At 53.9% G+C, this 22485-nt stretch carries 25 protein-coding genes; 10 read left to right on the forward strand and 15 right to left on the reverse strand.

What is annotated here, in order from left to right; genetic code table 11:
* Positions 1-81: 81 nt before the first annotated feature.
* Positions 82-657 carry a DNA-3-methyladenine glycosylase I gene (locus QBD29_RS16260; RefSeq protein WP_280099131.1) on the reverse strand — a complete coding sequence of 192 codons (576 nt, stop codon included), beginning with the start codon at positions 655-657 and terminating at the stop codon, positions 82-84.
* A gap of 231 nt (positions 658-888) precedes the next feature.
* On the opposite strand from QBD29_RS16260, the gene QBD29_RS16265 reads away from it, so the two are divergent.
* From QBD29_RS16265 to QBD29_RS16275, 3 genes are all read left to right on the forward strand, one after another.
* Positions 889-1635 carry an EAL domain-containing protein gene (locus QBD29_RS16265; RefSeq protein ID WP_280100989.1) on the forward strand — a complete coding sequence of 249 codons (747 nt, stop codon included), beginning with the start codon at positions 889-891 and terminating at the stop codon, positions 1633-1635.
* A gap of 215 nt (positions 1636-1850) precedes the next feature.
* A complete protein-coding gene (locus QBD29_RS16270) occupies positions 1851-3026 on the forward strand; it encodes an acetyl-CoA C-acetyltransferase (protein WP_280099132.1) in 1176 nt (391 codons plus the stop codon).
* 72 nt (positions 3027-3098) lie between these two features.
* Entirely contained in the window at positions 3099-3821 is a 723-nt protein-coding gene (locus QBD29_RS16275; protein WP_280099133.1) for a beta-ketoacyl-ACP reductase, read from the forward strand.
* A gap of 60 nt (positions 3822-3881) precedes the next feature.
* On the opposite strand, the gene QBD29_RS16280 is transcribed toward QBD29_RS16275, so the two are convergent.
* From QBD29_RS16280 to QBD29_RS16290, 3 genes are all read right to left on the reverse strand, one after another.
* Entirely contained in the window at positions 3882-4046 is a 165-nt protein-coding gene (locus tag QBD29_RS16280) for a YdcH family protein (protein ID WP_280099134.1), read from the reverse strand.
* 252 nt (positions 4047-4298) lie between these two features.
* Positions 4299-5066 (reverse strand): methyltransferase, encoded by a 768-nt coding sequence (locus QBD29_RS16285; RefSeq protein ID WP_280099135.1) that lies wholly within the window; start codon positions 5064-5066, stop codon positions 4299-4301.
* The gene (locus QBD29_RS16290; protein ID WP_280099136.1) at positions 5063-5284 is read right to left on the reverse strand and encodes a DUF2007 domain-containing protein; all 222 of its coding nucleotides are present in this window, start codon (positions 5282-5284) and stop codon (positions 5063-5065) included. Before QBD29_RS16290 ends, QBD29_RS16285 begins: the two co-directional genes overlap by 4 nt.
* A gap of 116 nt (positions 5285-5400) precedes the next feature.
* On the opposite strand from QBD29_RS16290, the gene QBD29_RS16295 reads away from it, so the two are divergent.
* Positions 5401-6339 (forward strand): polyprenyl synthetase family protein, encoded by a 939-nt coding sequence (locus QBD29_RS16295; protein ID WP_280100990.1) that lies wholly within the window; start codon positions 5401-5403, stop codon positions 6337-6339.
* Here QBD29_RS16295 and QBD29_RS16300 read toward each other — a convergent pair.
* The 3 genes from QBD29_RS16300 to QBD29_RS16310 all read right to left on the reverse strand — a co-directional run bounded on the left by QBD29_RS16300 (position 6315) and on the right by QBD29_RS16310 (position 10648).
* Positions 6315-7133: a 4-(cytidine 5'-diphospho)-2-C-methyl-D-erythritol kinase gene (locus QBD29_RS16300; protein ID WP_280099137.1), complete on the reverse strand. Its 819-nt coding sequence runs from the start codon at positions 7131-7133 to the stop codon at positions 6315-6317. The genes QBD29_RS16295 and QBD29_RS16300 overlap by 25 nt on opposite strands.
* Positions 7123-8838, reverse strand: coding sequence for a tetratricopeptide repeat protein (locus QBD29_RS16305; protein ID WP_280099138.1), 1716 nt, complete (start codon positions 8836-8838; stop codon positions 7123-7125). The genes QBD29_RS16300 and QBD29_RS16305 overlap by 11 nt, the downstream gene beginning before the upstream one ends.
* Before the next feature lie 154 nt (positions 8839-8992).
* Entirely contained in the window at positions 8993-10648 is a 1656-nt protein-coding gene (locus QBD29_RS16310; protein ID WP_280099139.1) for an electron transfer flavoprotein-ubiquinone oxidoreductase, read from the reverse strand.
* A gap of 247 nt (positions 10649-10895) precedes the next feature.
* Here QBD29_RS16310 and greA point away from each other — a divergent pair, with 247 nt between their 5' ends.
* Positions 10896-11366 (forward strand): transcription elongation factor GreA, encoded by a 471-nt coding sequence (greA, locus tag QBD29_RS16315; protein WP_280099140.1) that lies wholly within the window; start codon positions 10896-10898, stop codon positions 11364-11366.
* Positions 11367-11424: 58 nt separating this feature from the next.
* Complete coding sequence (locus QBD29_RS16320) at positions 11425-12429, forward strand: hypothetical protein (RefSeq protein WP_280099141.1); 1005 nt, start codon at positions 11425-11427, stop codon at positions 12427-12429.
* 3 nt (positions 12430-12432) lie between these two features.
* On the opposite strand, the gene glp is transcribed toward QBD29_RS16320, so the two are convergent.
* Genes glp through fdhD form a run of 4 tightly spaced genes read right to left on the reverse strand, consistent with a single transcriptional unit; the run spans position 12433 to position 15653 of the window.
* Entirely contained in the window at positions 12433-13689 is a 1257-nt protein-coding gene (glp, locus tag QBD29_RS16325) for a gephyrin-like molybdotransferase Glp (RefSeq protein ID WP_280099142.1), read from the reverse strand.
* Entirely contained in the window at positions 13686-14180 is a 495-nt protein-coding gene (gene mobB / locus QBD29_RS16330) for a molybdopterin-guanine dinucleotide biosynthesis protein B (RefSeq protein ID WP_280099143.1), read from the reverse strand. Before mobB ends, glp begins: the two co-directional genes overlap by 4 nt.
* Positions 14177-14788, reverse strand: a complete 612-nt coding sequence (gene mobA, locus QBD29_RS16335) for a molybdenum cofactor guanylyltransferase MobA (protein ID WP_280099144.1) — start codon at positions 14786-14788, stop codon at positions 14177-14179. The genes mobB and mobA overlap by 4 nt, the downstream gene beginning before the upstream one ends.
* Complete coding sequence (gene fdhD / locus QBD29_RS16340; protein WP_280099145.1) at positions 14781-15653, reverse strand: formate dehydrogenase accessory sulfurtransferase FdhD; 873 nt, start codon at positions 15651-15653, stop codon at positions 14781-14783. Before fdhD ends, mobA begins: the two co-directional genes overlap by 8 nt.
* Positions 15654-15705: 52 nt before the next feature.
* Here fdhD and QBD29_RS16345 point away from each other — a divergent pair, with 52 nt between their 5' ends.
* Both QBD29_RS16345 and QBD29_RS16350 read left to right on the forward strand, forming a co-directional pair.
* Complete coding sequence (locus QBD29_RS16345) at positions 15706-16422, forward strand: AzlC family ABC transporter permease (RefSeq protein ID WP_280099146.1); 717 nt, start codon at positions 15706-15708, stop codon at positions 16420-16422.
* On the forward strand, positions 16419-16754 hold the full coding sequence (locus QBD29_RS16350; protein WP_280099147.1) for an AzlD domain-containing protein: 336 nt from the start codon (positions 16419-16421) through the stop codon (positions 16752-16754). Before QBD29_RS16345 ends, QBD29_RS16350 begins: the two co-directional genes overlap by 4 nt.
* Before the next feature lie 9 nt (positions 16755-16763).
* Here the strand turns inward: QBD29_RS16350 and QBD29_RS16355 are convergent, their stop codons facing one another.
* Positions 16764-17222 carry an Lrp/AsnC family transcriptional regulator gene (locus QBD29_RS16355; RefSeq protein WP_280099148.1) on the reverse strand — a complete coding sequence of 153 codons (459 nt, stop codon included), beginning with the start codon at positions 17220-17222 and terminating at the stop codon, positions 16764-16766.
* Positions 17223-17366: 144 nt separating this feature from the next.
* Between QBD29_RS16355 and ald the strand changes: the two genes are divergently transcribed.
* Both ald and QBD29_RS16365 read left to right on the forward strand, forming a co-directional pair.
* Positions 17367-18485 carry an alanine dehydrogenase gene (gene ald, locus QBD29_RS16360; protein ID WP_280099149.1) on the forward strand — a complete coding sequence of 373 codons (1119 nt, stop codon included), beginning with the start codon at positions 17367-17369 and terminating at the stop codon, positions 18483-18485.
* A 98-nt stretch (positions 18486-18583) separates the two neighbouring features.
* Positions 18584-19120, forward strand: a complete 537-nt coding sequence (locus QBD29_RS16365; protein ID WP_280099150.1) for a peroxiredoxin-like family protein — start codon at positions 18584-18586, stop codon at positions 19118-19120.
* A 53-nt stretch (positions 19121-19173) separates the two neighbouring features.
* Here QBD29_RS16365 and mscL read toward each other — a convergent pair whose 3' ends face one another.
* The 3 genes from mscL to QBD29_RS16380 form a co-directional block, all read right to left on the reverse strand.
* Positions 19174-19602: a large conductance mechanosensitive channel protein MscL gene (gene mscL, locus QBD29_RS16370; protein WP_280099151.1), complete on the reverse strand. Its 429-nt coding sequence runs from the start codon at positions 19600-19602 to the stop codon at positions 19174-19176.
* A gap of 141 nt (positions 19603-19743) precedes the next feature.
* Positions 19744-20862: an NAD(P)/FAD-dependent oxidoreductase gene (locus tag QBD29_RS16375; RefSeq protein ID WP_280099152.1), complete on the reverse strand. Its 1119-nt coding sequence runs from the start codon at positions 20860-20862 to the stop codon at positions 19744-19746.
* Positions 20855-22456, reverse strand: coding sequence for a GMC family oxidoreductase N-terminal domain-containing protein (locus tag QBD29_RS16380; RefSeq protein WP_280099153.1), 1602 nt, complete (start codon positions 22454-22456; stop codon positions 20855-20857). Before QBD29_RS16380 ends, QBD29_RS16375 begins: the two co-directional genes overlap by 8 nt.
* Between the last annotated feature and the right edge of the window lie 29 nt (positions 22457-22485).

Genomic DNA, 22485 nt, shown 5'->3' on the forward strand with positions numbered 1-22485 from the left:
GGTTTAGAGTGGCTACACCTTTAACCTGACTATTTTACTCGGTTTTGTCAAATGGTTTCTGGCAACAAATATCACCGCGCCCTATCGCGCCAGTTTTTTAACCTCTTCATGCCGATGACAGGTCACAAGGTGATCGTTGATCAACCCCGTTGCTTCCATCCACGCATATACAATGGTTGGTCCACAAAACTTGAACCCTGCCTTTTTCAAGTCTTTCGAAATACGCGCTGACAAGTCCGAAGATGGGGGCACATCAGCCTGCGTTTCAAACCGATTGACGAGTGGCGTGCCGCCCACATACTTCCACATAAAGGCGTCAAACCCTTCACCCTCTTCCATCGCCAACCACGCTTGCGCCCCTGTAATCGCGGCTTCAATTTTGCCCCGATGGCGAATGATTCCCGCATCCCCCAACAGACGCTGCACATCGCTCTCATCAAAGGCGGCAACCTTTTCTGGATCAAACCCAGCAAACGCCGCACGAAATGCGTCACGTTTCTTTAGAATCGTGAGCCAGCTGAGCCCCGCCTGAAAGCCATCCAGCACCAATTTTTCCCACAAAGCGCGGCTATCATATTCCGGAACGCCCCACTCTTGATCGTGATAATTTACATAAATTGGTAAAGAGCCACACCAGTCACACCGCGATGTATCCATATTTTCCCATTACTTTCAGTACGTTGTTAATTTTATAAAAGGTTAACACGAATTGGAACAAAATGGGAACCTTAACCTTGCATTAGTGAGTTTCCCCAGAAGATTAAATCAACCAGCACACGATTCGAAAAGGAATTCAACGTGATACATTTGGACGGGCCAGACTTGAACGAACCAACTCCTATTCCATCGCATACCGACGAAAACGCGCAACGGCGCAGCATTATCGAAATGGTGTCTTCCGCCATTGACCGCAAAAACATCCTGCTGGCCTATCAACCGATTGTTCACAGCAAAAATCCAACACGCCCCGCCTATTACGAAGGATTGATCCGTGTGATGGACGATCGGCGTCAGGTTATCCCTGCCAAAGACTTCATCGAAACCGTTGAAACCATGGAACTGGGCCGCGTGCTGGATTGTTTGGCTCTTGAATTGGGTCTTGTGGCCCTTGCCGAAGAACCCAGTTTACGTTTGGCCATCAACATGTCTGCGCGATCAATTGGGTATCCCCGTTGGATGGACACGCTCAATCACGGGCTGGCTTTGGATTCAACCATTGCCGAACGTCTGATCCTCGAAATCACCGAAAGCTCGGCCATGTTGATGCCCGACATCGTAAACGTCTTTATGGCCGATCTGCACCGACGCGGCATTTCATTTGCTTTGGATGATTTTGGCGCGGGTTACACCGCATTTCGATTCTTTCGCGATTTTCAATTCGACATTGTCAAAATCGACGGCCAATTCATTCGCAACATCGACAAAGACCCAGACAATCAGGTGCTCGCCACCGCGCTCATTTCCATTGCACAGCAATTTGACATGTTCACCGTGGCAGAATGTGTGGAAAAGAAAGAAGAACTCACCTTCTTACAAGAAGCAGGAATCGACTGTTTGCAAGGGTATCTCTTTGGCAGGCCAGAAACCGTTCCCGTTTGGAAAGAAGAAGAAACTTCACTGGAAGGGTACATATAAGTCGCAAATGATACCAATTTCGTCATAATATTATAAAAATTTTGCAAAAAACGTAATATTCAATAAGCGCGGTGGTTGATCGCGACAGAATACCCTTGCGCTGCGGTGCAGCATGGTTAATACGTCCGATAACCCATCAGATTAAACCGCGTGCCGTTGCTGATTGTTCTGGGTTAAGATTCAGCATCGCGCGCCTTCTTTCGAAGGACTAGACCATGACCAATGTTGTTATCGCATCCGCCGCTCGTACCGCAGTTGGCTCTTTTCTCGGCAGCTTTGCTAATACCCCCGCACACGATCTCGGGGCCACCACGATCAAGGCCGTCTTGGATCGCGCTGGTGTCGATGCCGTAGATGTTTCCGAAACAATTCTCGGTCAGGTTCTGACAGGGGGTCAGGGTCAAAACCCTGCGCGTCAAGCACACATCAACGCTGGCCTTCCCCAAGAAGCCGCCGCATGGGGCATTAACCAAGTGTGCGGCTCTGGCCTTCGCGCCGTTGCCCTCGGTGCGCAGCATATCCAATTGGGTGATGCTGGCATCGTTGTGGCAGGTGGCCAAGAAAGCATGTCCCTCTCCCCGCATGTTGTAAACATGCGCCCAGGTCAAAAAATGGGCGATGCAAAGTTTGTCGATTCCATGATCAAAGACGGCCTCTGGGACGCGTTTAACAACTATCACATGGGCACAACCGCCGAAAACGTAGCCGCAAAATGGCAAATCTCTCGTGATATGCAGGATGAATTTGCAGTTGGCTCCCAAAACAAGGCAGAAGCCGCACAAAAAGCAGGCAAATTTGCCGATGAGATCACACCGTTCACCGTGAAAACCCGCAAAGGCGACATCATTATGGACAGTGATGAATACATCCGCCACGGCGCAACCATGGACGCCATGCAAAAACTGCGCCCCGCATTTGATCGCGAAGGCTCAGTCACCGCAGCCAACGCATCTGGTCTGAACGACGGCGCGGCCGCCGCATTGCTGATGTCCGCAGAAGAAGCAGAAAAGCGCGGCATCGAACCACTGGCCCGCATCGCCTCTTACGCGACCGCTGGCCTTGACCCATCCATCATGGGCGTTGGTCCGATCTATGCCTCCCGCAAAGCACTCGACAAAGCAGGCTGGTCCGTTGGCGACCTTGATCTGGTCGAAGCAAACGAAGCCTTTGCCGCACAGGCCTGCGCCGTGAACAAAGACATGGGTTGGGACCCTGCCATCGTAAACGTAAACGGCGGCGCAATCGCGATCGGCCACCCAATCGGCGCATCTGGCGCGCGTATCCTCAACACATTGTTGTTCGAAATGCAGCGTCGCGGTGCGAAAAAAGGCCTCGCCACATTGTGCATCGGCGGCGGCATGGGCGTTGCCATGTGCCTTGAGCGTCCATAACCCTCACCAATTTCAACCCCACCATGCAGGTGGGGCCACCCCCAATAAAACCACACCAACAGGAGACTAATCATGGCAAGAGTTGCCCTCGTAACAGGCGGGTCCCGCGGCATCGGCGCGGCCATCGCAATGAAACTGAAATCAGAAGGCTACGACGTGGCGGCATCCTATGCTGGCAATGACGAAGCCGCAGCGAAATTCACCGAAGAAACTGGCATCAAAACCTACAAATGGAACGTTGCAGATTACGACAGCTGCGTAGAAGGCATCGCCAAAGTCGAAGCAGACCTCGGCCCGGTAGAAGTTTTGGTAAACAACGCAGGCATCACCCGCGACGCCCCGTTCCACAAAATGACCCGCGAACAATGGTCCGAAGTGATGGATACAAACCTGTCTGGTGTATTCAACATGACCCACCCGCTATGGAACGGCATGCGCGAACGTAAATTTGGTCGCGTTATCACGATCTCTTCCATCAACGGTCAAAAGGGCCAGTTTGCCCAAGCCAACTACTCCGCCGCCAAAGCAGGCGACATCGGCTTTACCAAAGCATTGGCCCAAGAAGGCGCGCGCGCTGGCATCACAGTGAACGTGATCTGCCCAGGCTACATCGCAACAGACATGGTTATGGCCGTCCCTGAAAAGGTACGCGACAGCATTATTTCCACAATTCCGGTGGGTCGTTTGGGCGAACCAGAAGAAATCGCACGCTGTGTGGCATTCCTCGCATCTGACGAAGCAGGCTTCATCACTGGCTCGACAATCACAGCAAACGGCGGCCAGTACATCACATAAGCCACCGTTTCTGAAAACATTTAGGGCCGCTCATTCGAGCGGCCCTTTTCGTTACAGCGGCTAATTCGTCAGCCGCGAAATTTCTTCTTTTAGGCGGAGCTTTTCTTTCTTCAACATCGCAACCTCAAGGTCATCGGAAGCGGGTCGCCGCTGAATCATTTCGACTTTCTCAGAGAGTTCTGCGTGCTTCTTTTGGAGTTCGGAAATATGGGAACTCATGCTCATGTGGCACCTCCTATTTAGATAAGCCCCCTCATAGCAGCACAAGAATTGCAGCCTGTCACGCAATCTTTGGGAAAAATTTTGTGAATTGACCCGATCACAATTCGAATTAGCCCTTCCGCATAGCCCCAAAAATTCCCGCGATCTGTGCCGAATTCAACAATAATTTACAGTTTAGGTTTGCCCCGAAAAGGGCCCCAAAATCACAAAATTAACCAAGGTAAAATATTATTACAAAGCAGCGAAATCGCCCGTTCACCTGTTTTCCCAGCGCAGCTCTGCTCCATCTTGCAGGATGGCAGCAGCAGGTTTTGAATAATCTGATGTGCCTTGCACGTGCTGCGCTCCGCTATGAACCAGAAACGGAGCGAGCAATTTAAACGGCGCACGCGATCCTTTTTGCGCCCGCACCAAAACCCGCTTGGCAGCGCGCCCAGATCGCGCGGCCAATGGCAAAACTTCAATGTTGCCAGCACGCCCAGACAGCGCGATCAGAATTTCGGGCAACTGCACCGCCAATTGTATCATCGTAAATGTGCCATTGTGCTTTAAACGCCTTAACCCCGCATCAACCCAATCAGACAAATCCGTTTCAAAAACATGCGCCGTTGCCTTGCCAGAATTGTGCGGCGCACTGCCCGCCCCTTTGTCAAAAAACGGTGGGTTTGCGATGACATGATCAAAACTCTGGCTGCGCAGCGCATCGGGCATCTGGCCGATATCCCCATCAATTACGGTAAAATCCAAACCGTTCGAAACGGCATTGTCCCGTGCCAGTGCCGCATACTCCGCCTGCACTTCGATCCCTGTGATGGCCACCCCTGGCACACGCTTGGCCAAACACAGGCTGGCCACCCCAACGCCACAGCCCAATTCCAACAAGGTATCACCCGCTTTTGCGTCGGTTGCTGCTGCCAAAAACACAGGGTCCGTTGCAGCGCGATATCCGTCTTTGGGTTGGCGAATGCGCAATTGCCCGCCCAAAAACCCATCCAAAGTGGTGTCGTCTGGGCTCAAGCTCATCTTGGCTCCGGCAGATCGACCTCATTGTCCTTGAGGATGGCGCGCGCCATGAAATAATGTTCATCCGCGACCATAACGCGTCTTGGCATCACACCGATTGAGCCTTCTAATATGCTCATATGGACGTCCAGATCAAAGCACTCTATATCCTCAGCACGAAGTAAAGCATGAGTAAATGCGACGATAGTCGGGTCATTTGTGCGCAGTAATTCTTTCATGCCACTGCCATACGGCCAACAGGTGCGCATGTCGAGCCAAAGGGAATGAAAATAAGGTGAACGAAGTGAGCCCCCTCAAACCGCACGAACAACTCGCGGCCCTCTTGGCTGATGACATGGCCGCTGTGAACGCGCAAATCACGCAGCGCATGGCATCCAAACACGCCCCCCGCATCCCCGAAGTCACCGCGCATCTGGTTGATGCAGGCGGCAAACGTTTGCGCCCGATGCTGACATTGGCTGCGGCCCGTCTGTGTGGCTATGATGGGCCGTATCACGTGCATTTAGCCGCGACAGTTGAATTTATTCACACCGCAACCCTGCTGCATGATGATGTGGTAGACGAAAGCGAACGCCGCCGTGGCCGTCCAACGGCGAACCTGTTGTGGGACAATAAATCATCGGTTCTGGTGGGGGATTATCTGTTTTCACGCTCGTTCCAATTGATGGTGGAAACGGGGTCTTTGCGGGTTTTGGATATTCTCGCAAACGCATCCGCCACCATTGCCGAAGGCGAAGTGCTGCAACTCACAGCCGCCAGCGATCTGGCCACCACCGAAGACGTGTATCTGCAAGTGGTCCGTGGCAAAACCGCCGCGCTGTTTTCTGCCGCGACAGAAGTGGGCGGCGTGATTGCAGGCGCATCTGATGATGTAACCAAAGCACTCTATGATTACGGCGATGCGCTTGGCATCAGCTTTCAGATTGTCGATGACCTGCTCGATTACGGCGGGGCTGCGGCCAGCCTTGGCAAAAACACCGGCGATGATTTTCGCGAGCGCAAACTGACGCTACCCGTGATCAAAGCCATTGCCAAAGCCGATGAAACTGAACGCGCGTTTTGGGTCCGCACCATCGAAAAGGGCGATCAGCGCGATGGCGACTTGGATCACGCTATGTCCCTCATGGCCAAACACGATACGCTGGAATCAACACGCCAAGATGCGCTCGCTTGGGCGGCCAAGGCCCGCACAGCCCTGTCGTCTTTACCCGAAAGCGATCTGCGAAACCTGTTGATGGAACTGTCAGATTACGTGGTCAGCCGCGTGGTCTGAACCCACCAATCTGGATACTGCGCAGCAATCTGTTGTGCCGCATCGTTCGCGGCAGCCTCGGCTTCATAAACCCCAAAACAGGTGGCACCTGACCCAGACATACGCGTCAGGGTCGCCTGTGTTTCTTCAAGGGCTGCCAAGACACGGGCAATCACAGGCGCGACCGCAATCGCAGGCGGCTGCAAATCATTACGTTGATTGGAAATCCACGCCCAAGCATCCATCCCTTGTGGATCTAGCGGCGGATTTTCCTTACTTTGCAATGCCTTAAAAATAGTCGGCGTCGATACGGACACATTCGGATTCACCAAAACCATCGCCTTGGCCGTCACGTCCGTGATGGGCGAAATATCCTCGCCAATCCCGCGCATCCGAACGGTTTGATGGTCCATACACACGGGCACATCCGCCCCTAACGCCAGCTGCATCGCCACCGCGGGCAACGGTTCATTCCACAACCGCGCCAACCCGCGCAGTGCCGCAGCCGCGTCCGCCGATCCCCCGCCAATTCCCGAAGCAATGGGCAGGTTTTTCTCCAAATGGATCGCCGCACCCTTTCCACCAGAAAAACAGCGCGCAGCCTTTAGGATCAGATTATCAGCTTCCCCTGACAGCCCATCGCCAAACGGCCCACCAATGGTCAGCGTGGTTTGTTCCGCAGGTTCAAAGGTCAGCACATCACCGAATTCAGCAAAGCCAACAACACTGTCGAGCAGATGATACCCATCCGCCCGTTGACCAACCACGTGCAGGCAAAGATTGATCTTTGCCCGTGCAATTTCTTTAATTGTCATTGCTCAACGTGGTTTCGTTTTTGGCTTCGTCTTCCAACACGGCATCCAACCCAACATCCAACTTGCGCCGAATGCGATCCGCGTCTTTTTCCTCTGGCTTAAAGGACAACGCACGCTGCCACTGAAACTCTGCTTCGCGTTTGCGGCCCACCATCCAGTACACATCACCCAGATGATCGTTGATAATCGGGTCATTCGATACCAATTGCACTGCCCGTTCCATCGGCGCAACGGCCTCTTCGAATTTGCCAAGACGATACAAAACCCAACCCAGACTATCGGTGATAAATCCATCATTTGGTCGTGCGGCCACGGCGGACTCGATCATGGCTTGGGCTTCGTCCAGCTTCAGCCCAAACTCAACCAAAGAATACCCAAGATAGTTCAGCACCAACGGCTGATCAGGATTCAATTCCAACGCGCGGCGGAAATCGGCCTCTGCCGCCTCCCAATTGCCATCCCGCTCATGGGTGATGCCACGGGCATAAAATAGGAACCAATGATTTGGTGCTGGATCAGGGATCATGTCCACTGCAACGTCATAAGCAGCCGTCGCTTCGGAATACCGCTCCTGCCCGCGCAGCACATCGCCTAGCGACATATGAACCCGAGGCACATCTCCGTGCGATCGTGTCAGTCCGCGTAAAACTTCAATCGCAGCATCTGGTTTTTCCGCTTCAACCAACGCATCGGACCGCCCCAATTCCGCATTCAAAAACATCGGATCATCTTGGGGCACAGACGCATAAGATTTAGTGGCCAAATCAAACTGCTTTTGATCCTGCAAAATTTCCGCAGTCAACAAAACTGCCTCGGCATACTTTGGACGCAGATATTCCGCCAAACGGGCATAGATCAGCGCATAGCGCACATCGCCCTGTTGCTGGTCGCGATCATAAACATTGGCCAGCGTCAAAAACACCTCCGCCGCGCCTTGTTTCGCGTTGGTGATATAGGTGTAATCCACCACCCCTTGATCCGCGATTGCATCACGCAGCGTTGCCACACCTTGATCTGATGTTCCGCGCAATGCACCGTTCAACAAATCCAGCGCTTCCTGTTTGCGATCCAGTTGCGACATGATTTGTGCATGGGCAATCAGGCTGCCACGATTCAAGCGCAAGTTGCCGTTTTCATCCCCCACAAGAATACGATCCGCCGTATCAAAATCCCCAACGGACGCCACGGCCAACGCTTTGTGATATTGCCCGAACAGGCGCAACACAGTGGGGTTCTGCATGTCATCAAACGCGTTAATCGCCGCGGTCATTTTCCCATCACCAAGCGCAACCCAACCTGACAAAAGCCCATGCAACAACGGTGTGAAACGATCTTCACCATCTTTCAAAATGGCCTGCGCCTCCGCGTAATCGCCTCTTTTAATCGCATCCGCCGTAAGAACCAGATCGGCCAGCTGGCCACCAAACTGCCCAGACGCCACCTTGGTTGCAATGACCACAGCGCGGTCCACATCACCTTTGCCGACAAACGAAATCAGCGCGTTTTGGAGCAGATACGGATTGTTTGGATCACGGGCCAAAGCTTGCGCATAAAACTTCGCCGCTTGATCATAATTATTGTCGCGATTGGCTTGGTTCCCCGCCAAATACGCACCCGCGAGCCCTTGGGAAAGGGTCGGTGTCGCCACTCCAAATGCTGCAACACATCCCAAAACCATTGCGATCTTTTTGGTCAAACCTGCCACGTGGTATCCGATCTTTTTTCTGTTTGGCTAAAACCTAGCCCCAGTCCCATTGATTGACAATGAACTCAGCCGCTTTTTCGATCACAACTTCGCAGGCTCGCAAAGAAAAACCCCAGCGCAGTGGCTGGGGTTTAACATTTCCAAAAGGTCCGCCTTACATATTGGGGTAATTCGGTCCTTCGCCACCTTGCGGGGTGGCCCAATTGATGTTCTGGCTTGGATCTTTGATATCGCAGGTTTTGCAATGCACACAGTTTTGCGCGTTGATTTGGAACCGTGGATTGGACCCATCATCATCCCGCAGCACTTCGTACACGCCCGCAGGGCAATACCGTTGCGCAGGCTCTGCGTATTCTGGCAAGTTCACCCCAATCGGAATGCTCGCATCCTTCAACTGCAAATGGCTTGGCTGATCTTCGGCATGGTTTGTGGCCGAAAACGAAACGTTGGTCAGACGATCAAATGACAAAACCCCATCTGGCTTTGGATAATCAATCGTCGGGTAATCCGCTGCTTTACCAGTGGAGGCCGCATCAGATTTGCCATGCTTCACTGTGCCCAGCAGGCTGAATTTGAAAATCGACTGGAACCACATATCAAACCCACCGATGGACAACCCACCCAGCGGACCAAACTTGCCGTTCAGCGGCGCAACATTGCGAACCGTCTTCAGGTCTTTGCCAACTGGACCCGAACGCAACTCTGCATCGTATCCTGTCAACTCATCCCCTTCGCGGCCCGCTTTGATCGCTTCAACCGCGTGTTCCGCAGCGGCCTTACCAGACAGCATCGCGTTGTGGTTGCCCTTAATCCGCGGCAGGTTCACCAAACCAACGGAACACCCCAGCAGCGCACCACCTGGGAACACAGCTTTTGGCATGGATTGGAAACCACCTTTGGTCACGGCGCGTGCGCCATAGGCAACCCGTTTACCGCCTTCCAGAACCTTCGCAATCCGTGGGTGATGCTTCCACTTTTGGAATTCCATATACGGGAACAGATGTGGATTCTTGTAGTTCAGGTCGATGATGTACCCAACATACACTTGGTTATTATCTAGGTGGTACATGAATGACCCACCGCCGTTTTTGAACCCAAGCGGCCAGCCCATCGTGTGGGTCACTTCGCCTTCATTGTGGTTCTCTGGCTTCACTTCCCAGATTTCTTTCATGCCAAGGCCGAATTTGGCAACATCGCTGTCCTTGTCCAATTCGTATTTCGCGATCAACTGTTTCGCCAGCGATCCGCGAACACCTTCGGAAATCATCACGTATTTGCCATGCAACTCCATGCCCGGCTCGTAATTCGCGCCTTTGGTTCCGTCTGGCTCAATGCCAAACTCACCCGCAACCACGCCTTTGACTTCGCCGTTTTCGCCGTACACCAATTCAGAACATGCCATGCCTGGGAAAATCTCAACACCCATCTCTTCGGCTTGTTCGGCCATCCAACGGCATACGTTGCCCATGGACACAATGTAATTGCCGTGATTGTTCATCAACGGTGGCATCATCATGTTTGGCAGGCGCAGTTGGCCCGCTTCGCCCAGAACGTAAAAGTTGTCTTCTTTCACAGGCACGTTCAACGGCGCGCCTTTTTCTTTCCAGTCCGGGATCAACGCGTCCAAGCCGCACGGGTCCAGCACCGCACCAGACAGGATATGCGCCCCAACTTCAGACCCTTTTTCCAGAACCACAACATCCAGATCAGGGTCCAGTTGTTTCACACGGATCGCCGCAGACAAGCCCGATGGCCCTGCCCCAACAATCACCACGTCATATGGCATCGACTCGCGTTCAATCTCGGACATTTCTCATTCTCCCAAACAACACCGCTCATTGGGTGCAAAACTATCTGCGTTCTTCTAGTGTCATCGCCGTAATAGAGCAATAAATAAAGGATAACTTGGCGTCGCACGACCAATTATTGCGTTACAAACAACGGAACATGCCATTTGGGCATACCAATCCCCCGAAATCCAACTACAAACGGCCCTTGCGGTTGGGGCAAACCACTTTTATTGTCTCGCTCTGATACAGGCGACAGGACAGTTAAATATGGATAAGATTCCAATCACGCCCGCTGGCTTCAAGGCCGCTGAAACAGAGCTTAAACAACTGAAAACCGTTGATCGCCCCGCCGTGATCAAAGCGATTGCAGAAGCACGCGAACACGGCGATCTGTCGGAAAACGCGGAATACCATGCGGCGCGCGAACAACAAAGCCACATTGAGGGTCGCATCAAAGAACTCGAAGGGGTGATCAGCCTCGCCGATGTGATCGACGTAACCAAACTATCAGGGTCAATCAAATTTGGTGCAACCGTTGAACTCTTTGACGAAGACACCGAAGAAGAGAAAACCTATCAGATCGTTGGTGAAACCGAAGCGGACATCACCAAAAATCAGCTGAACATCAAATCACCCATCGCCCGCGCCTTGATCGGCAAAGAAGAAGGTGACAGTGTCGAGGTGCGCACGCCAGGCGGTACAAAAAATTACGAAGTTGTGAGTGTGAAGTTTATCTAACGCGGTCTTCGGAACGCAGTAATCTTTCAAATCAACTGGGTCACAAAGGCCAATCACGATGTCTGACCAAAATCAAAGCCTCGGCCCTGCTAAGCCAAACAACTCTGGCGCGGAAACGCGCATCGCCTTGGCGTTGACGCTGTTTTGGCTTTTGGCATGTTGTTTGTATATCTTTGGCGTGCCCAACGCGCTCGTCGAAGCAACCGCCAGCCTGCTCACTTTGATGATCACTTTCATGGCGATGTTTTTCCCTGTGATCGTGATTTGGACCGTGGCCTATGTGTCAAACTCTGTGCGTATCATGCAGGCCGAAACCAATGTGCTGCGCGCCTCCATGGATCAAATCAAAACGGTTTTGGCCGAAAAACCCGCCATGGACGATGGCTCCCTCAAAGAACAGTTGGCTGAAATCACGGCCCTGACCCAACAAACCGACAGCCGCCTGAACGCGCTTGCAGAACAGCAAACCGCACCCACGGAGTCTGGTCCAATTCGCACCGATGCCGCCGCGCTCGCCGAAAAAACACCAGAGCCTGAAGACCTCAGCCAAACAAAGCTGCCGCTGCAAACCCCCACAGGGCCAGAGCGGATGCCAATCACCGTGGCCGAATTTATCAAGGCACTGAATTTCCCAGAAAACGCCGAAGACAAAGAAGGCTTTCGCGTGTTGCGCCGCGCATTTGAAGAACGCGAGCTTGGCAAACTGCTTCAAGCTTCCCAAGACGTGCTGACCCTTTTGTCCCAAGACGGCATTTATATGGACGACCTCAACCCAGACAAACCGCTGCCCACCGTATGGCGGCGTTTTGCGGCTGGGCAACGAGGTCTCACCGTTTCCGCCCTTGGCGGCATTCGCGATCGCTCCGCACTGACCCTGGCAAAAACACGGTTGAAAAACGATCCCGTCTTTCGCGACGCGACCCATCATTTCTTACGCAAATTCGATCAAATCCTGATCGAATTTGAACCCACCGCCGAAGATTCCGAGCTTTTGGAAATGTCCCAAACCCGCACCGCCCGCGCCTTTATGCTGCTTGGCCGTGTGGCAGGATCCTTCGACTAGGCGCTACAGACCAAACGACCCAAACGGATAAAACCGCACAGGGTCTCCTTCGGCCACAACCTGCGCGTCGTCACCCAATTCAACCAACCCTTCGGCCCAGCTTAGCCCCGAAATGCGCCCCGACCCTTCGGATTTAAACACTTCCGCCGCGCCATTGCGGACACGGGCCCGCAGATATTCCCGCCGCCCTGCCTTTTTGTTCTTTGCAAACGCTGCTGGCACGTCAAAACCCGCAGGCTCTTGCCAAGCGGCCCCTGCCAACAAGCACAATGCAGGCCGTGCAAAAACCAAAGTGCAAACCAGCGCCGCCACAGGATTACCAGGCAACCCAAACACCGGCACACCGTCCCACAAGGCTAGCGCCAACGGGCGACCGGGTTTCACCGCAATACGCCACGTCTGCACGTCCCCTTTGGCAGACAGCACCGCCGAAACATGATCTTCATCCCCTGCCGATGCGCCACCACTTGTTAAGATCGCATCCGCCTGCGCTGCCCCTTGTGACAGCGCCGCTTCCACACGGGCGGGATCATCGGCCACATGGCCCAGATCAACCGCCTCAAATCCCCACTGCGCAATTGCATCCAACAGCATCGGGCGGTTCGCATCAAAAATCTGCGAATCCGTCGCAGGCTCCCCAACGCTTACAACCTCGTCCCCCGTGGACACCACACCAACGCGCAAACGGTGCCGCACAGAAACTTGCGAAACACCCGTTGCCGCCAACAGCGCCAAATCCTGAGACCGCAAAACATGCCCCGCTTTGAAAATGGGTGCATCCGCAACCACATCTTCACCAGCTGCACGGGTGTTCGCCCCCCGCTTCAGCCCCGAACGAAACGCAATTCTACCGTCGGCAATGCTGCAATCTTCTTCCAACACCACGGTATCAACACCGCTGGGCACACGCGCACCTGTCAGAATTCGCAACGCCGTCCCCGCGGGAACAATCCCTTCAAACGCCCCGCCCGCCGCAGAACGGCCCGCCGTCAATGGCAGTTCGCACACGTCACCTGACGGCAGATCATCAAAAGCAAACCCATACCCATCCACCGCCGAATTGGCATAGGGCGGATTGGATCGTGCCGCCTTTACATCCTCGGCCAAAATGCGCCCACCCGCATCCCCTGTGGCGATGTCCTCTGCCTTGGTCACACAGTGCAAACCAGATCGCAACATGTCTAACGCACGGTCAACAGGGGTCCAATCCACACCGGGTGGCATAGCAAAACAATCGTCTTTCAGGGGCGGTGGTTTCATCCCAAACCAACCTGTTCCAACACAAAATCCGCAATGGCAGCGGTGTCGTTTAAATCAAAAACAGGCTGTGCCAAATCCACCTGCGTATCACTGGCCAGCGCAACAATGCTGGCGTCAGTTTTGGCCAAAATATCCTTGCCTGTCGCCGCGCGATGGCATTCAATTTTACTGTGCCCTTCAGCCTTGAACCCCTCGACCAGCACCAAATCCACAGGGGTCAGCTTGGTCAAAAGATCGGCCAAGGGAACTTCAGGCGCGCCACGCAATTCGTGCATCAAAGCCCAGCGATTGCCAGACGACAACAACACCTCACGCGCCCCTGCTTCGCGGTGGCGGTAACTGTCGCGCCCTTCGTGATCCACATCAAACGAATGGTGCGCGTGTTTCACCGTGGACACCGTAAAACCACGCGCCACGATTTCGCTGACCAAGCGTTCCACCAGCCCCGTTTTGCCCGTGTTCTTCCACCCCGTGATGCCAAAAACCTTCACAGCTCAAACTCCGCAATCATCTGTTCTGCCCGTGCCATATCGTCTGGTGTGTTGACGTTAAAGAACGGATCAAACGGCTCTGCATCAAATTCCACATTCACGCAGCCATGCGGTTTGGTCCATTGCACAACCTTGCGCACCCCGTCATTCAGTGCCCCACGCAAATCATCGCGCAAAGCCACGGGCCATTTGCCAAAGGTCGGATGCCGCGCTTGCCCGCGTTCAGGATCAGGGGTCACAGCCATGGCCAAATCCGCGCCTGTCGCATCCAACCGCGCCACAAAATCAACGGGGAAAAACGGCGTATCTGCGGCCACCGTTACAATATGCGTGGCCCCTTGACTGGCGGCATAATCCATCCCTGCCAAAACACCGGCCAGCGGCCCCGCAAATCCCGCTATCGTATCATTCACCACTGGCACACCCAGCCCTTCAAACCGCGAAGGATCTCCATTGGCATTCAGAATCACGGGTGAAATTTGCTTACCCAGCCGTACTTTCACACGCCCTAGCAACGACACCCCACCAAGGGTCAAAAGCCCCTTATCACCGCCCCCCATGCGCGATGACAAACCACCCGCAAGGATCACACCAATTGCATCAACCATCCGCCGATCTCCGCTTGCCCTTGTCATCTGCCACGGCCGCCAAATCCGCGTCCCACACCAACCGATCCGCACCTGCCAAACACATAAACCGCTTGCCACGCATCCGTCCAATCAACGTCAGCCCAACCTGCTGTGCAATCTCAACGCCCCAAGCGGTAAAACCAGATCGCGACGCCAAAACAGGGATACCCATCAGCGCACATTTGATAACCATCTCGGATGTCAGCCGCCCCGTGGTGTACATAATTTTGTCACCCGCCTGCACGTTTTCAGACAGCATCCACCCTGCAATTTTATCCACTGCGTTGTGCCGCCCCACGTCTTCCATATACACAAGCGGCCGATCTTTTTGGCACAGCACAGTCCCATGGATTGCCCCTGCGGCCAGATACAGGCTCGGCGTTTGGTTAATCTTTGCAGCCAAGGAATACAGCCAACTGGTTTTCACCTGTGTCTGGGGCAAAACCACTTGGTCGAGCCCCTCCATCATATCCCCAAAAACTGTCCCCACCGCACAGCCACTGGTGCGGGTTTTCTTCTTCAGCTTTTCTTCGAAAACCGTGGCCCCATCCGTGCGCACAACAACCGTTTCCAGTTCTTCGTCGAAATCCACACCCAACACGGATTCACCGTCCGCCAGCATGCCCTGATTGCGCAAAAATCCCAGCGCGAGGTATTCAGGATAATCCCCAATGGTCATCGCCGTGACGATCTCCTGACCATTCAGGAAAATCGTCAACGGGCGTTCTTCCACCACATTGATGTCTTGGGGCGCACCCGTGTGATCGGTACCACGCACACTGCGGGTTAACCCATCACCGCCCGTGCTTGGGGCAATCACAAATTTTGACGATGGATCGGACATGTTCCAATTGCCCCTTTGTGGGTTCTCACGTATTCGGGGTCATAGTATCATTATGACCCAGCAACAAACCACATCCAAATCCGCCTTTTGGGCAGGCTATCGCGACTGCATGCCGTTTATTCTGGTGGCGGGCCCGTTTGGCATGCTGTTTGGCGTGGCGTCAACCGATCTGGGGCTGACCCTAATCGAAACCATGACCATGACAGTTTTGGTTATTGCAGGGGCCGCACAATTTACCGCTCTTCTGCTGCTCGAAGAAAACGCACCAACATTCATCATCATCCTCACCGCATTGGCCGTAAACCTGCGCATGGCGATGTATTCCGCCGCGATGGTTCCCTACCTTGGCAAGGCGCCCAAAGGGATGAAACTGCTGCTGGCCTATTTCAACGTCGATCAATCCTTTGGCTTGGCCAGCGTCCGCTTCCCCCAAGAACCCACATGGACAGTGGCCATGCGCAGCGCCTATTTTTGTGGTGCATCTTTGGCGATCATGCCGTTTTGGGTGCTGTTTACATATCTTGGCGCGGCCTTTGGCACAAAAATACCCGACGCATTCGCGCTCGATTTTGCCCTGCCCATTTGCTTCTTGGCCATCATCGCCCCAGCATTACGCACACTGCCCCACGTACTAGCCGCAGCCGTATCCGTCATTGGCGCGCTCTTGCTTAGCTGGGTTCCCTTTTCGCTTGGCCTTATCATTGCGGCCATTGCCGCCATGATGTCAGGTGCATTTGCCGAAAAATGGCTTCAGGATCGTAACTCATGATCCTCAACCACACGCAAATCTGGATCATCATCGTCGCCCTTGCCATTGGCACATTCTTTATCCGCTGGTCGTTTCTGGGCCTGCTTGGGGATCGCGACCTGCCAGAATGGGCACAACGCCACCTGCGCTACACCGCTGTTGCCATTCTACCCGGATTGATCGCACCGTTTGTGCTATGGCCAACCGCAACGGGCGGCCAAACCGATCCCGTGCGCCTCGCCGCCGCTTGCGCCGCATTGGGGCTGGGCCTGTGGCGCAAATCGGCTATCGCCGCAATCCTCGGCGGGTTCTGCACGCTCTATCTGTTGCAATATTTAACCCAAATCAGCTAGCAGATCACGCTACAGCGGCAGCGCCGTGGTTTTGAAAACCGTGCGAAGCGCAAAACTTGATTGCAGCTTCGCCACCCCTGGCAATCGCGCCAAATACCGTCTGTGGATGCGGGCAAAATCATCCGTATCTGCCGCCACAACCTTCAGCAAATAATCCGCTGTACCCGCCATCAAATGGCATTCCAAAACATCAGGAATCCGCGCCACTTCTTTTTCAAACAGCGCCAGCGTTTCATCCGCCTGACCGCTCAGCGATATTTCCACAAAAACTGTGGTCCGCCGATCCACCATACGCGGATCGAGCAACGCCACATAATCGCGAATAATCCCATCCGCTTCCAACCGCTGCACCCGCCGATGGCAGGCCGATGCAGACAGGTTGATCTTCTCCGCCAGCTCTGCATTCGACATACGTCCGCTTTTCTGTAACGCGTTCAGGATTCGTCGATCTATTTCGTCCAATTTCATTTTGCTTGCGAAACCTTCGATTGAAATTCTCTTTCTTCGAAGGATATTCGAAAAATTGCCAGTCTGTAACAAGAAATTGAAATCCATTGCCGCAAACATTGCCTATTAATTGGGCATGTTGAAAACCAGCTAAGGATACAAATCATGCTGATCGGGTGCCCCAAAGAAATCAAAAATCAGGAATATCGCGTGGGCATGACCCCGTCCGCCGCGATGGAGGCCATCTCACGCGGTCACAGTGTGATTATTGAAACCAACGCAGGTGTGGGCGCTGGCTTCCCCGATGCAGATTACGCCTCAGTAGGCGCAGAAATCGTTGGCACAGCGGCTGAAATCTTCAAACGCGCTGATATGGTTGTAAAAGTCAAAGAACCCCAAGCAGTTGAACGCAAACAACTGCGCGAAGGTCAAATCCTGTTCACATATCTGCACCTCGCACCCGATCCTGAACAAACCAAAGACCTGCTCGACAGCGGTGTCACTGCCATCGCCTATGAAACCGTAACAGATCGCAATGGCGGCCTACCCTTGCTGGCCCCAATGTCCGAAGTGGCTGGCCGTCTTGCCCCACAAGTGGGCAGCTGGACCCTGCAAAAAGCCAACGGCGGTCGCGGCGTTTTGATGGGCGGCGTTCCAGGTGTTGGCCCTGCCAAAGTTGTCGTTCTAGGGGGCGGCGTTGTTGGCACACACGCAGCGCGTATCGCGGCTGGCATGGGGGCTGACGTTACAATCACTGACCTGTCCACACCACGTTTGCGGTACCTTGATGATGTATTCGGCGGCCAATTCAAAAACGCCTACGCTTCCAAAAACAATACGGCAGAACTCATCGCAGAGGCCGACATGGTCATCGGCGCGGTTCTGATCCCGGGGGCCGAAGCACCAAAACTCGTCAGCCGCGCTCAACTTGCCACCATGAAACCAGGGGCGGCTCTTGTGGATGTGGCCATCGACCAAGGCGGCTGTTTTGAAACATCCAAAGCAACCACTCATGACGATCCAATCTACGAAGTGGACGGCATCATGCATTACTGCGTGGCCAACATGCCGGGCGCTGTTGCCCGCACATCCACCATCGCCCTTGGCAACGCGACAATGCCTTTCATGATGGCGTTGGCAGACAAAGGCTGGAAACAGGCCTGCGAAGACGACGAACATCTTTTGAACGGTCTGAACACGCATGCTGGCAAACTGACCTATTACGCAGTTGGCAAAGCACTCGGCATTGATGTGGTCTCCCCCTCACTCGCGCTGAAAATGTAACCGCATTTCACAAACACGTGGTTGGCGGAATTTATCATTCCGCCAACCCTCGCATCAGCGTACCCATAGGCAACGAAACCAATTTAGGAGCCGCCCGCATGTTGATGCCACGCCAGAAAACCCCCGATCTAACCCTTCCTACACTCGATCACGGCCAATTCGATCTATCCTCTGATGGGTCTGAACGGGGCACAGTCATCTGCTTTTACCGCGGCCTGCATTGCCCCCTATGCGCAAAATACCTGACCGAGCTGGAAAAACGCGTTGGCGAATTTGCAGAACGCGGCGTGAAAACCATCGCAATCAGCTCAGATGGCAAAGACCGCACTCGCCAAATGGCCGAAAGCATCAATGCAGAAAACCTCCGCTTTGGGTATGATCTGAGTTTGGAAAAAGCCCGCGAATGGGGGCTCTATATTTCCACATCACGGGGCAAAACATCCATCGGCATCGAAGAGCCCGCGCTGTTTTCCGAACCGGGCCTGTTCATGGTGACGCCAGAACAAACGCTCTATTACGGCTCCACCCAAACCATGCCGTTCGTGCGTCCACATTTTTCCGAACTGGTCGGCGCACTCGACTTTGCCATTGCCAACAACTACCCCGCACGTGGTGAATACGATGGTGCGGTTTAAACGCAAAAGGCCCGCTCATTTCAGCGGGCCTTTCTAAACGTCGATGAAACGACTTACTTCTTCACAGCTTCAAGGATACCTTGCAGCAATTCGTTGTCTGTTGGGCCAGCTGGTGCTGCCTCTTCCACAACTTCGTCTTTCTTGGATGCTTCTTTGATAGCGTTCACACGCTTCACCAACATGAACACCACAAACGCGATGATCAAAAAGTTGATCACGGCCATGATGAACGAACCATACGCAAACGCCGCAACGCCTGCTTCACGTGCATCCGCAAGCGATGTGCCGTCTGCAACTTCGCCCGACAATACGATGTAGCTGTTGGTGAAATCTGTGCCGCCCATAAACAAACCAATGATCGGGTTGATCAGGTCATCGACCAAGGATTTTACAATCGCGGTGAACGCCGCGCCGATGATGATACCAACGGCCATGTCCATGACGTTGCCTTTGGCGATAAAGTCTCTGAATTCTTGAAGCATGGTGTCCCCCTAAATGCTTTTCTTGCGTTTCTTTACACGTGTTAAGTAATTGGGCGAAGCATCTTTAAAAACAACCCCTAACGAGACCCACAATCCCATTATTAAGCAATTTTCGGGGAAATTTCGGCTTTTGGGGCCTACCTAACGCATATTTTCACCCATAAGCTGCGCCACAACATCCGCAATCGCCAAGGATGATGTCAGCCCAGGGCTTTCAAATCCAAACAATTGCAACAACCCGTCTATCCCGTGGTCCTTTGGGCCAGAAAACATGAAATCAGATTGTGTTTTTCCGTCCAACATGATGCGGGGCCGAATACCACAACTGTCTGGCTGGAACATTCCTTGGGGCATATCAGGCCACCATCGGCGCACACTGTTTTCAAACGCATCCGCCTTTTCCGCATCAATAGAGTATTCCAATTCGGAATCCCCTAAATATTCCAGATCAGGGCCAAACCGAAACCCACCGCCCAAATCCCGCGTGTAATGCACGCCCAAGGATTCATCATCTGGAACGGGGTAAATTAAATGCTGAAACGGCGCACGCCCCGCCATGCCAAACCAACTGCCTTTGGCAAAATACGGCCTTGGCACATGTCTTGGGTTCAAACCGTCCACACCCTTGGCAACATCCCACGCCCCCAATCCCGCCGCGTTAATCAGGTTTTTGCAGGTCAGTGTCGTGCGCTGCGCATCGCCAACCTGCAATTCAAACCCACCTGTAACAGGCCGCGCAGCCTGTAATGGGGATGCCAATGCCAACATTGCACCCGCCGCTTCCGCCTCTCCTAGCAGGGACAAAATGAAAGCAGGCGCATCAACTATCCCCGTACTTGGCGACAGAATTGCCCCTTTGCACTTCAGGTTCGGCTCCAACGCCATCGCATCCGCCGCGCTCAGCATCACCAAATCCGTCACACCATTTGCAGCGGCTTTTTCCACCAGCAACGGTAAGCGCGCAACATGAGCGTCTTCCACCGCAACAATCAGCTTTTGTGTGATCTCAAACGGCACGTGCCGACCCTTGCAGTACTCATACAGCATGGTCTTACCCGCCACACACAGCTTTGCCCGCCACGATCCCGCTGGGTAATAGATGCCCGCATGAACAACCTGCGAATTACGCGAAGACGTGTGCTGCGCGATCTTCTCCTCTGCCTCAAGGATCAACACGTCATGGCCCGACCGCGCCAGTTTTCGCGCAATGGCAATGCCGATCACCCCCGCGCCCACCACAACGGTTTGAACATCAGCCATGGGCGACCATGCCATCTGCAACCTTTTCTGCGATCATGATCGTTGGCGCATTTGTGTTGCCACCAATCAAACGCGGCATGACAGACGCATCCACCACACGCAGCCCCTCAACCCCGTGAACACGGCATTTCGTATCCACAACGGCCCCGTCATCCGTGCCCATCTTGCAGGTTCCAACAGGGTGATAAATCGTGTCAGATCGCGCCCGTATATCCGCCTCTAACCCTGCATCACTGCCACCGTAATCATACAACCGCTTGCCCCGCCAAGGATCAAGCGGCGCACTTTCCATGATCTGCTCCACAATCCGCGCACCAGCCATCAGAACACGCAGATCATCAGGATCAGACAGATATTGCGGATCAATCATCGGCGCCGATTTCGGGTTTGCATCCGTCAATCCAACCCGCCCCATGCTCTTGGGCCGCAGCACACAAACATGGCAACTATACCCATCTTTGAAATGAATTTTGCGCAAATGATCATCCACAATGGCAGGCACGAAATGCAATTGGATATCAGGTCGATCCAATTCGGGCGACGTGCGTAAAAATCCAGCGCCTTCGGCAAACGGTGTCGCAAACAACCCCGTACCATCCTTTCGCCACTGCATTCCTGCCTTGATCAACCGCCCAAGCCCCGCAGGATTCAACCCCACCACATCGCTGCGCTTGGAATGATAACTCACGATGTAATCTAAATGGTCTTGCAGATTCTGCCCAACCCCATCGAGCGCATGCACCACCTCAATCCCATGCTGACGCAATTCATCCGCAGGTCCAATCCCTGACAACAATAGCAAATGCGGCGAGCCAAAGGCCCCACCACATAAAATCACCTCGCGCTGTGCTTTGGCCACGTGAAGGCCGCCTTTTGCGTATTCCACACCAACCGCACGACCATCCTCCATCACCACACGTCGCGCAGCGGCCTTAGTTACAACTGTCAGATTGGGCCGATCCATAACAGGAAAGACATAAGCCGCCGCTGCCGAACACCGCTCTCCCTTTTGCGCTCCATCATAGAACTGCGTCACCTGATAGGGGCCAACACCTTCTTGACGGGCACCATTGAAATCCTCGTTGCGCCGAATTTGCAGCCCCTCAGCCGCATCATAAAACGCCGATGTAATCTCTCGCGGTTCGGATTGATCGCCCACCTGCAACGGCCCATCCCCACCATGCAAATCCGATGCGCCCCACGCATTGCGTTCAGCCTTTTTGAAGTACGGCAGCACATCTTTCCAAGCCCAGCCATCGCACCCTAATTCGGCCCATTCGTCATAGTCTTTCTGATGTCCCCGAACATAAAGCATCGCGTTGATTGCGCTCGACCCACCCAATGCTTTGCCGCGCGGCTGAAACCCGCGCCGATTGTTCAGCTCTTTCTGCGGCACAGTTTTAAGTGCCCAATTGTTGATCGGCGGCCGCCCCGAAATCATTGCCGCCACCATTGCAGGCGCGCGAATGACAAAATCTTTGCCCCCGCCGCCAGCCTCTAACAAACAGACGCGCACAGACGGATCCGCGCTCAACCGATTGGCCATGACGGACCCCGCTGATCCCCCCCCAACAATTACATAATCAAAGTCCATCGCATCCTCCCGTTTGCAAACAGCCTAAC

It is taken from the genome of Amylibacter sp. IMCC11727, from assembly GCF_029854195.1.
Classification (GTDB): domain Bacteria; phylum Pseudomonadota; class Alphaproteobacteria; order Rhodobacterales; family Rhodobacteraceae; genus Amylibacter.

What these genes read in the sequence shown, in the direction of transcription:
- QBD29_RS16355 (WP_280099148.1), bottom strand. Translation starts at nt 17,222, where the DNA reads ATGAAATTGGACGAAATAGATCGACGAATCCTGAACGCGTTACAGAAA.
- QBD29_RS16260 (WP_280099131.1), bottom strand. Translation starts at nt 657, where the DNA reads ATGGATACATCGCGGTGTGACTGGTGTGGCTCTTTACCAATTTATGTA.
- QBD29_RS16270 (WP_280099132.1), top strand. Translation starts at nt 1,851, where the DNA reads ATGACCAATGTTGTTATCGCATCCGCCGCTCGTACCGCAGTTGGCTCT.
- mscL (WP_280099151.1), bottom strand. Translation starts at nt 19,602, where the DNA reads ATGCTTCAAGAATTCAGAGACTTTATCGCCAAAGGCAACGTCATGGAC.
- QBD29_RS16345 (WP_280099146.1), top strand. Translation starts at nt 15,706, where the DNA reads ATGACCCAGCAACAAACCACATCCAAATCCGCCTTTTGGGCAGGCTAT.
- QBD29_RS16380 (WP_280099153.1), bottom strand. Translation starts at nt 22,456, where the DNA reads ATGGACTTTGATTATGTAATTGTTGGGGGGGGATCAGCGGGGTCCGTC.
- QBD29_RS16300 (WP_280099137.1), bottom strand. Translation starts at nt 7,133, where the DNA reads ATGACAATTAAAGAAATTGCACGGGCAAAGATCAATCTTTGCCTGCAC.
- QBD29_RS16320 (WP_280099141.1), top strand. Translation starts at nt 11,425, where the DNA reads ATGTCTGACCAAAATCAAAGCCTCGGCCCTGCTAAGCCAAACAACTCT.
- fdhD (WP_280099145.1), bottom strand. Translation starts at nt 15,653, where the DNA reads ATGTCCGATCCATCGTCAAAATTTGTGATTGCCCCAAGCACGGGCGGT.
- QBD29_RS16310 (WP_280099139.1), bottom strand. Translation starts at nt 10,648, where the DNA reads ATGTCCGAGATTGAACGCGAGTCGATGCCATATGACGTGGTGATTGTT.
- glp (WP_280099142.1), bottom strand. Translation starts at nt 13,689, where the DNA reads ATGAAACCACCGCCCCTGAAAGACGATTGTTTTGCTATGCCACCCGGT.
- QBD29_RS16350 (WP_280099147.1), top strand. Translation starts at nt 16,419, where the DNA reads ATGATCCTCAACCACACGCAAATCTGGATCATCATCGTCGCCCTTGCC.
- QBD29_RS16375 (WP_280099152.1), bottom strand. Translation starts at nt 20,862, where the DNA reads ATGGCTGATGTTCAAACCGTTGTGGTGGGCGCGGGGGTGATCGGCATT.
- ald (WP_280099149.1), top strand. Translation starts at nt 17,367, where the DNA reads ATGCTGATCGGGTGCCCCAAAGAAATCAAAAATCAGGAATATCGCGTG.
- QBD29_RS16265 (WP_280100989.1), top strand. Translation starts at nt 889, where the DNA reads ATGGTGTCTTCCGCCATTGACCGCAAAAACATCCTGCTGGCCTATCAA.
- QBD29_RS16365 (WP_280099150.1), top strand. Translation starts at nt 18,584, where the DNA reads ATGTTGATGCCACGCCAGAAAACCCCCGATCTAACCCTTCCTACACTC.
- mobA (WP_280099144.1), bottom strand. Translation starts at nt 14,788, where the DNA reads ATGGTTGATGCAATTGGTGTGATCCTTGCGGGTGGTTTGTCATCGCGC.
- QBD29_RS16275 (WP_280099133.1), top strand. Translation starts at nt 3,099, where the DNA reads ATGGCAAGAGTTGCCCTCGTAACAGGCGGGTCCCGCGGCATCGGCGCG.
- QBD29_RS16295 (WP_280100990.1), top strand. Translation starts at nt 5,401, where the DNA reads ATGGCCGCTGTGAACGCGCAAATCACGCAGCGCATGGCATCCAAACAC.
- QBD29_RS16280 (WP_280099134.1), bottom strand. Translation starts at nt 4,046, where the DNA reads ATGAGCATGAGTTCCCATATTTCCGAACTCCAAAAGAAGCACGCAGAA.
- greA (WP_280099140.1), top strand. Translation starts at nt 10,896, where the DNA reads ATGGATAAGATTCCAATCACGCCCGCTGGCTTCAAGGCCGCTGAAACA.
- QBD29_RS16285 (WP_280099135.1), bottom strand. Translation starts at nt 5,066, where the DNA reads ATGAGCTTGAGCCCAGACGACACCACTTTGGATGGGTTTTTGGGCGGG.
- QBD29_RS16290 (WP_280099136.1), bottom strand. Translation starts at nt 5,284, where the DNA reads ATGAAAGAATTACTGCGCACAAATGACCCGACTATCGTCGCATTTACT.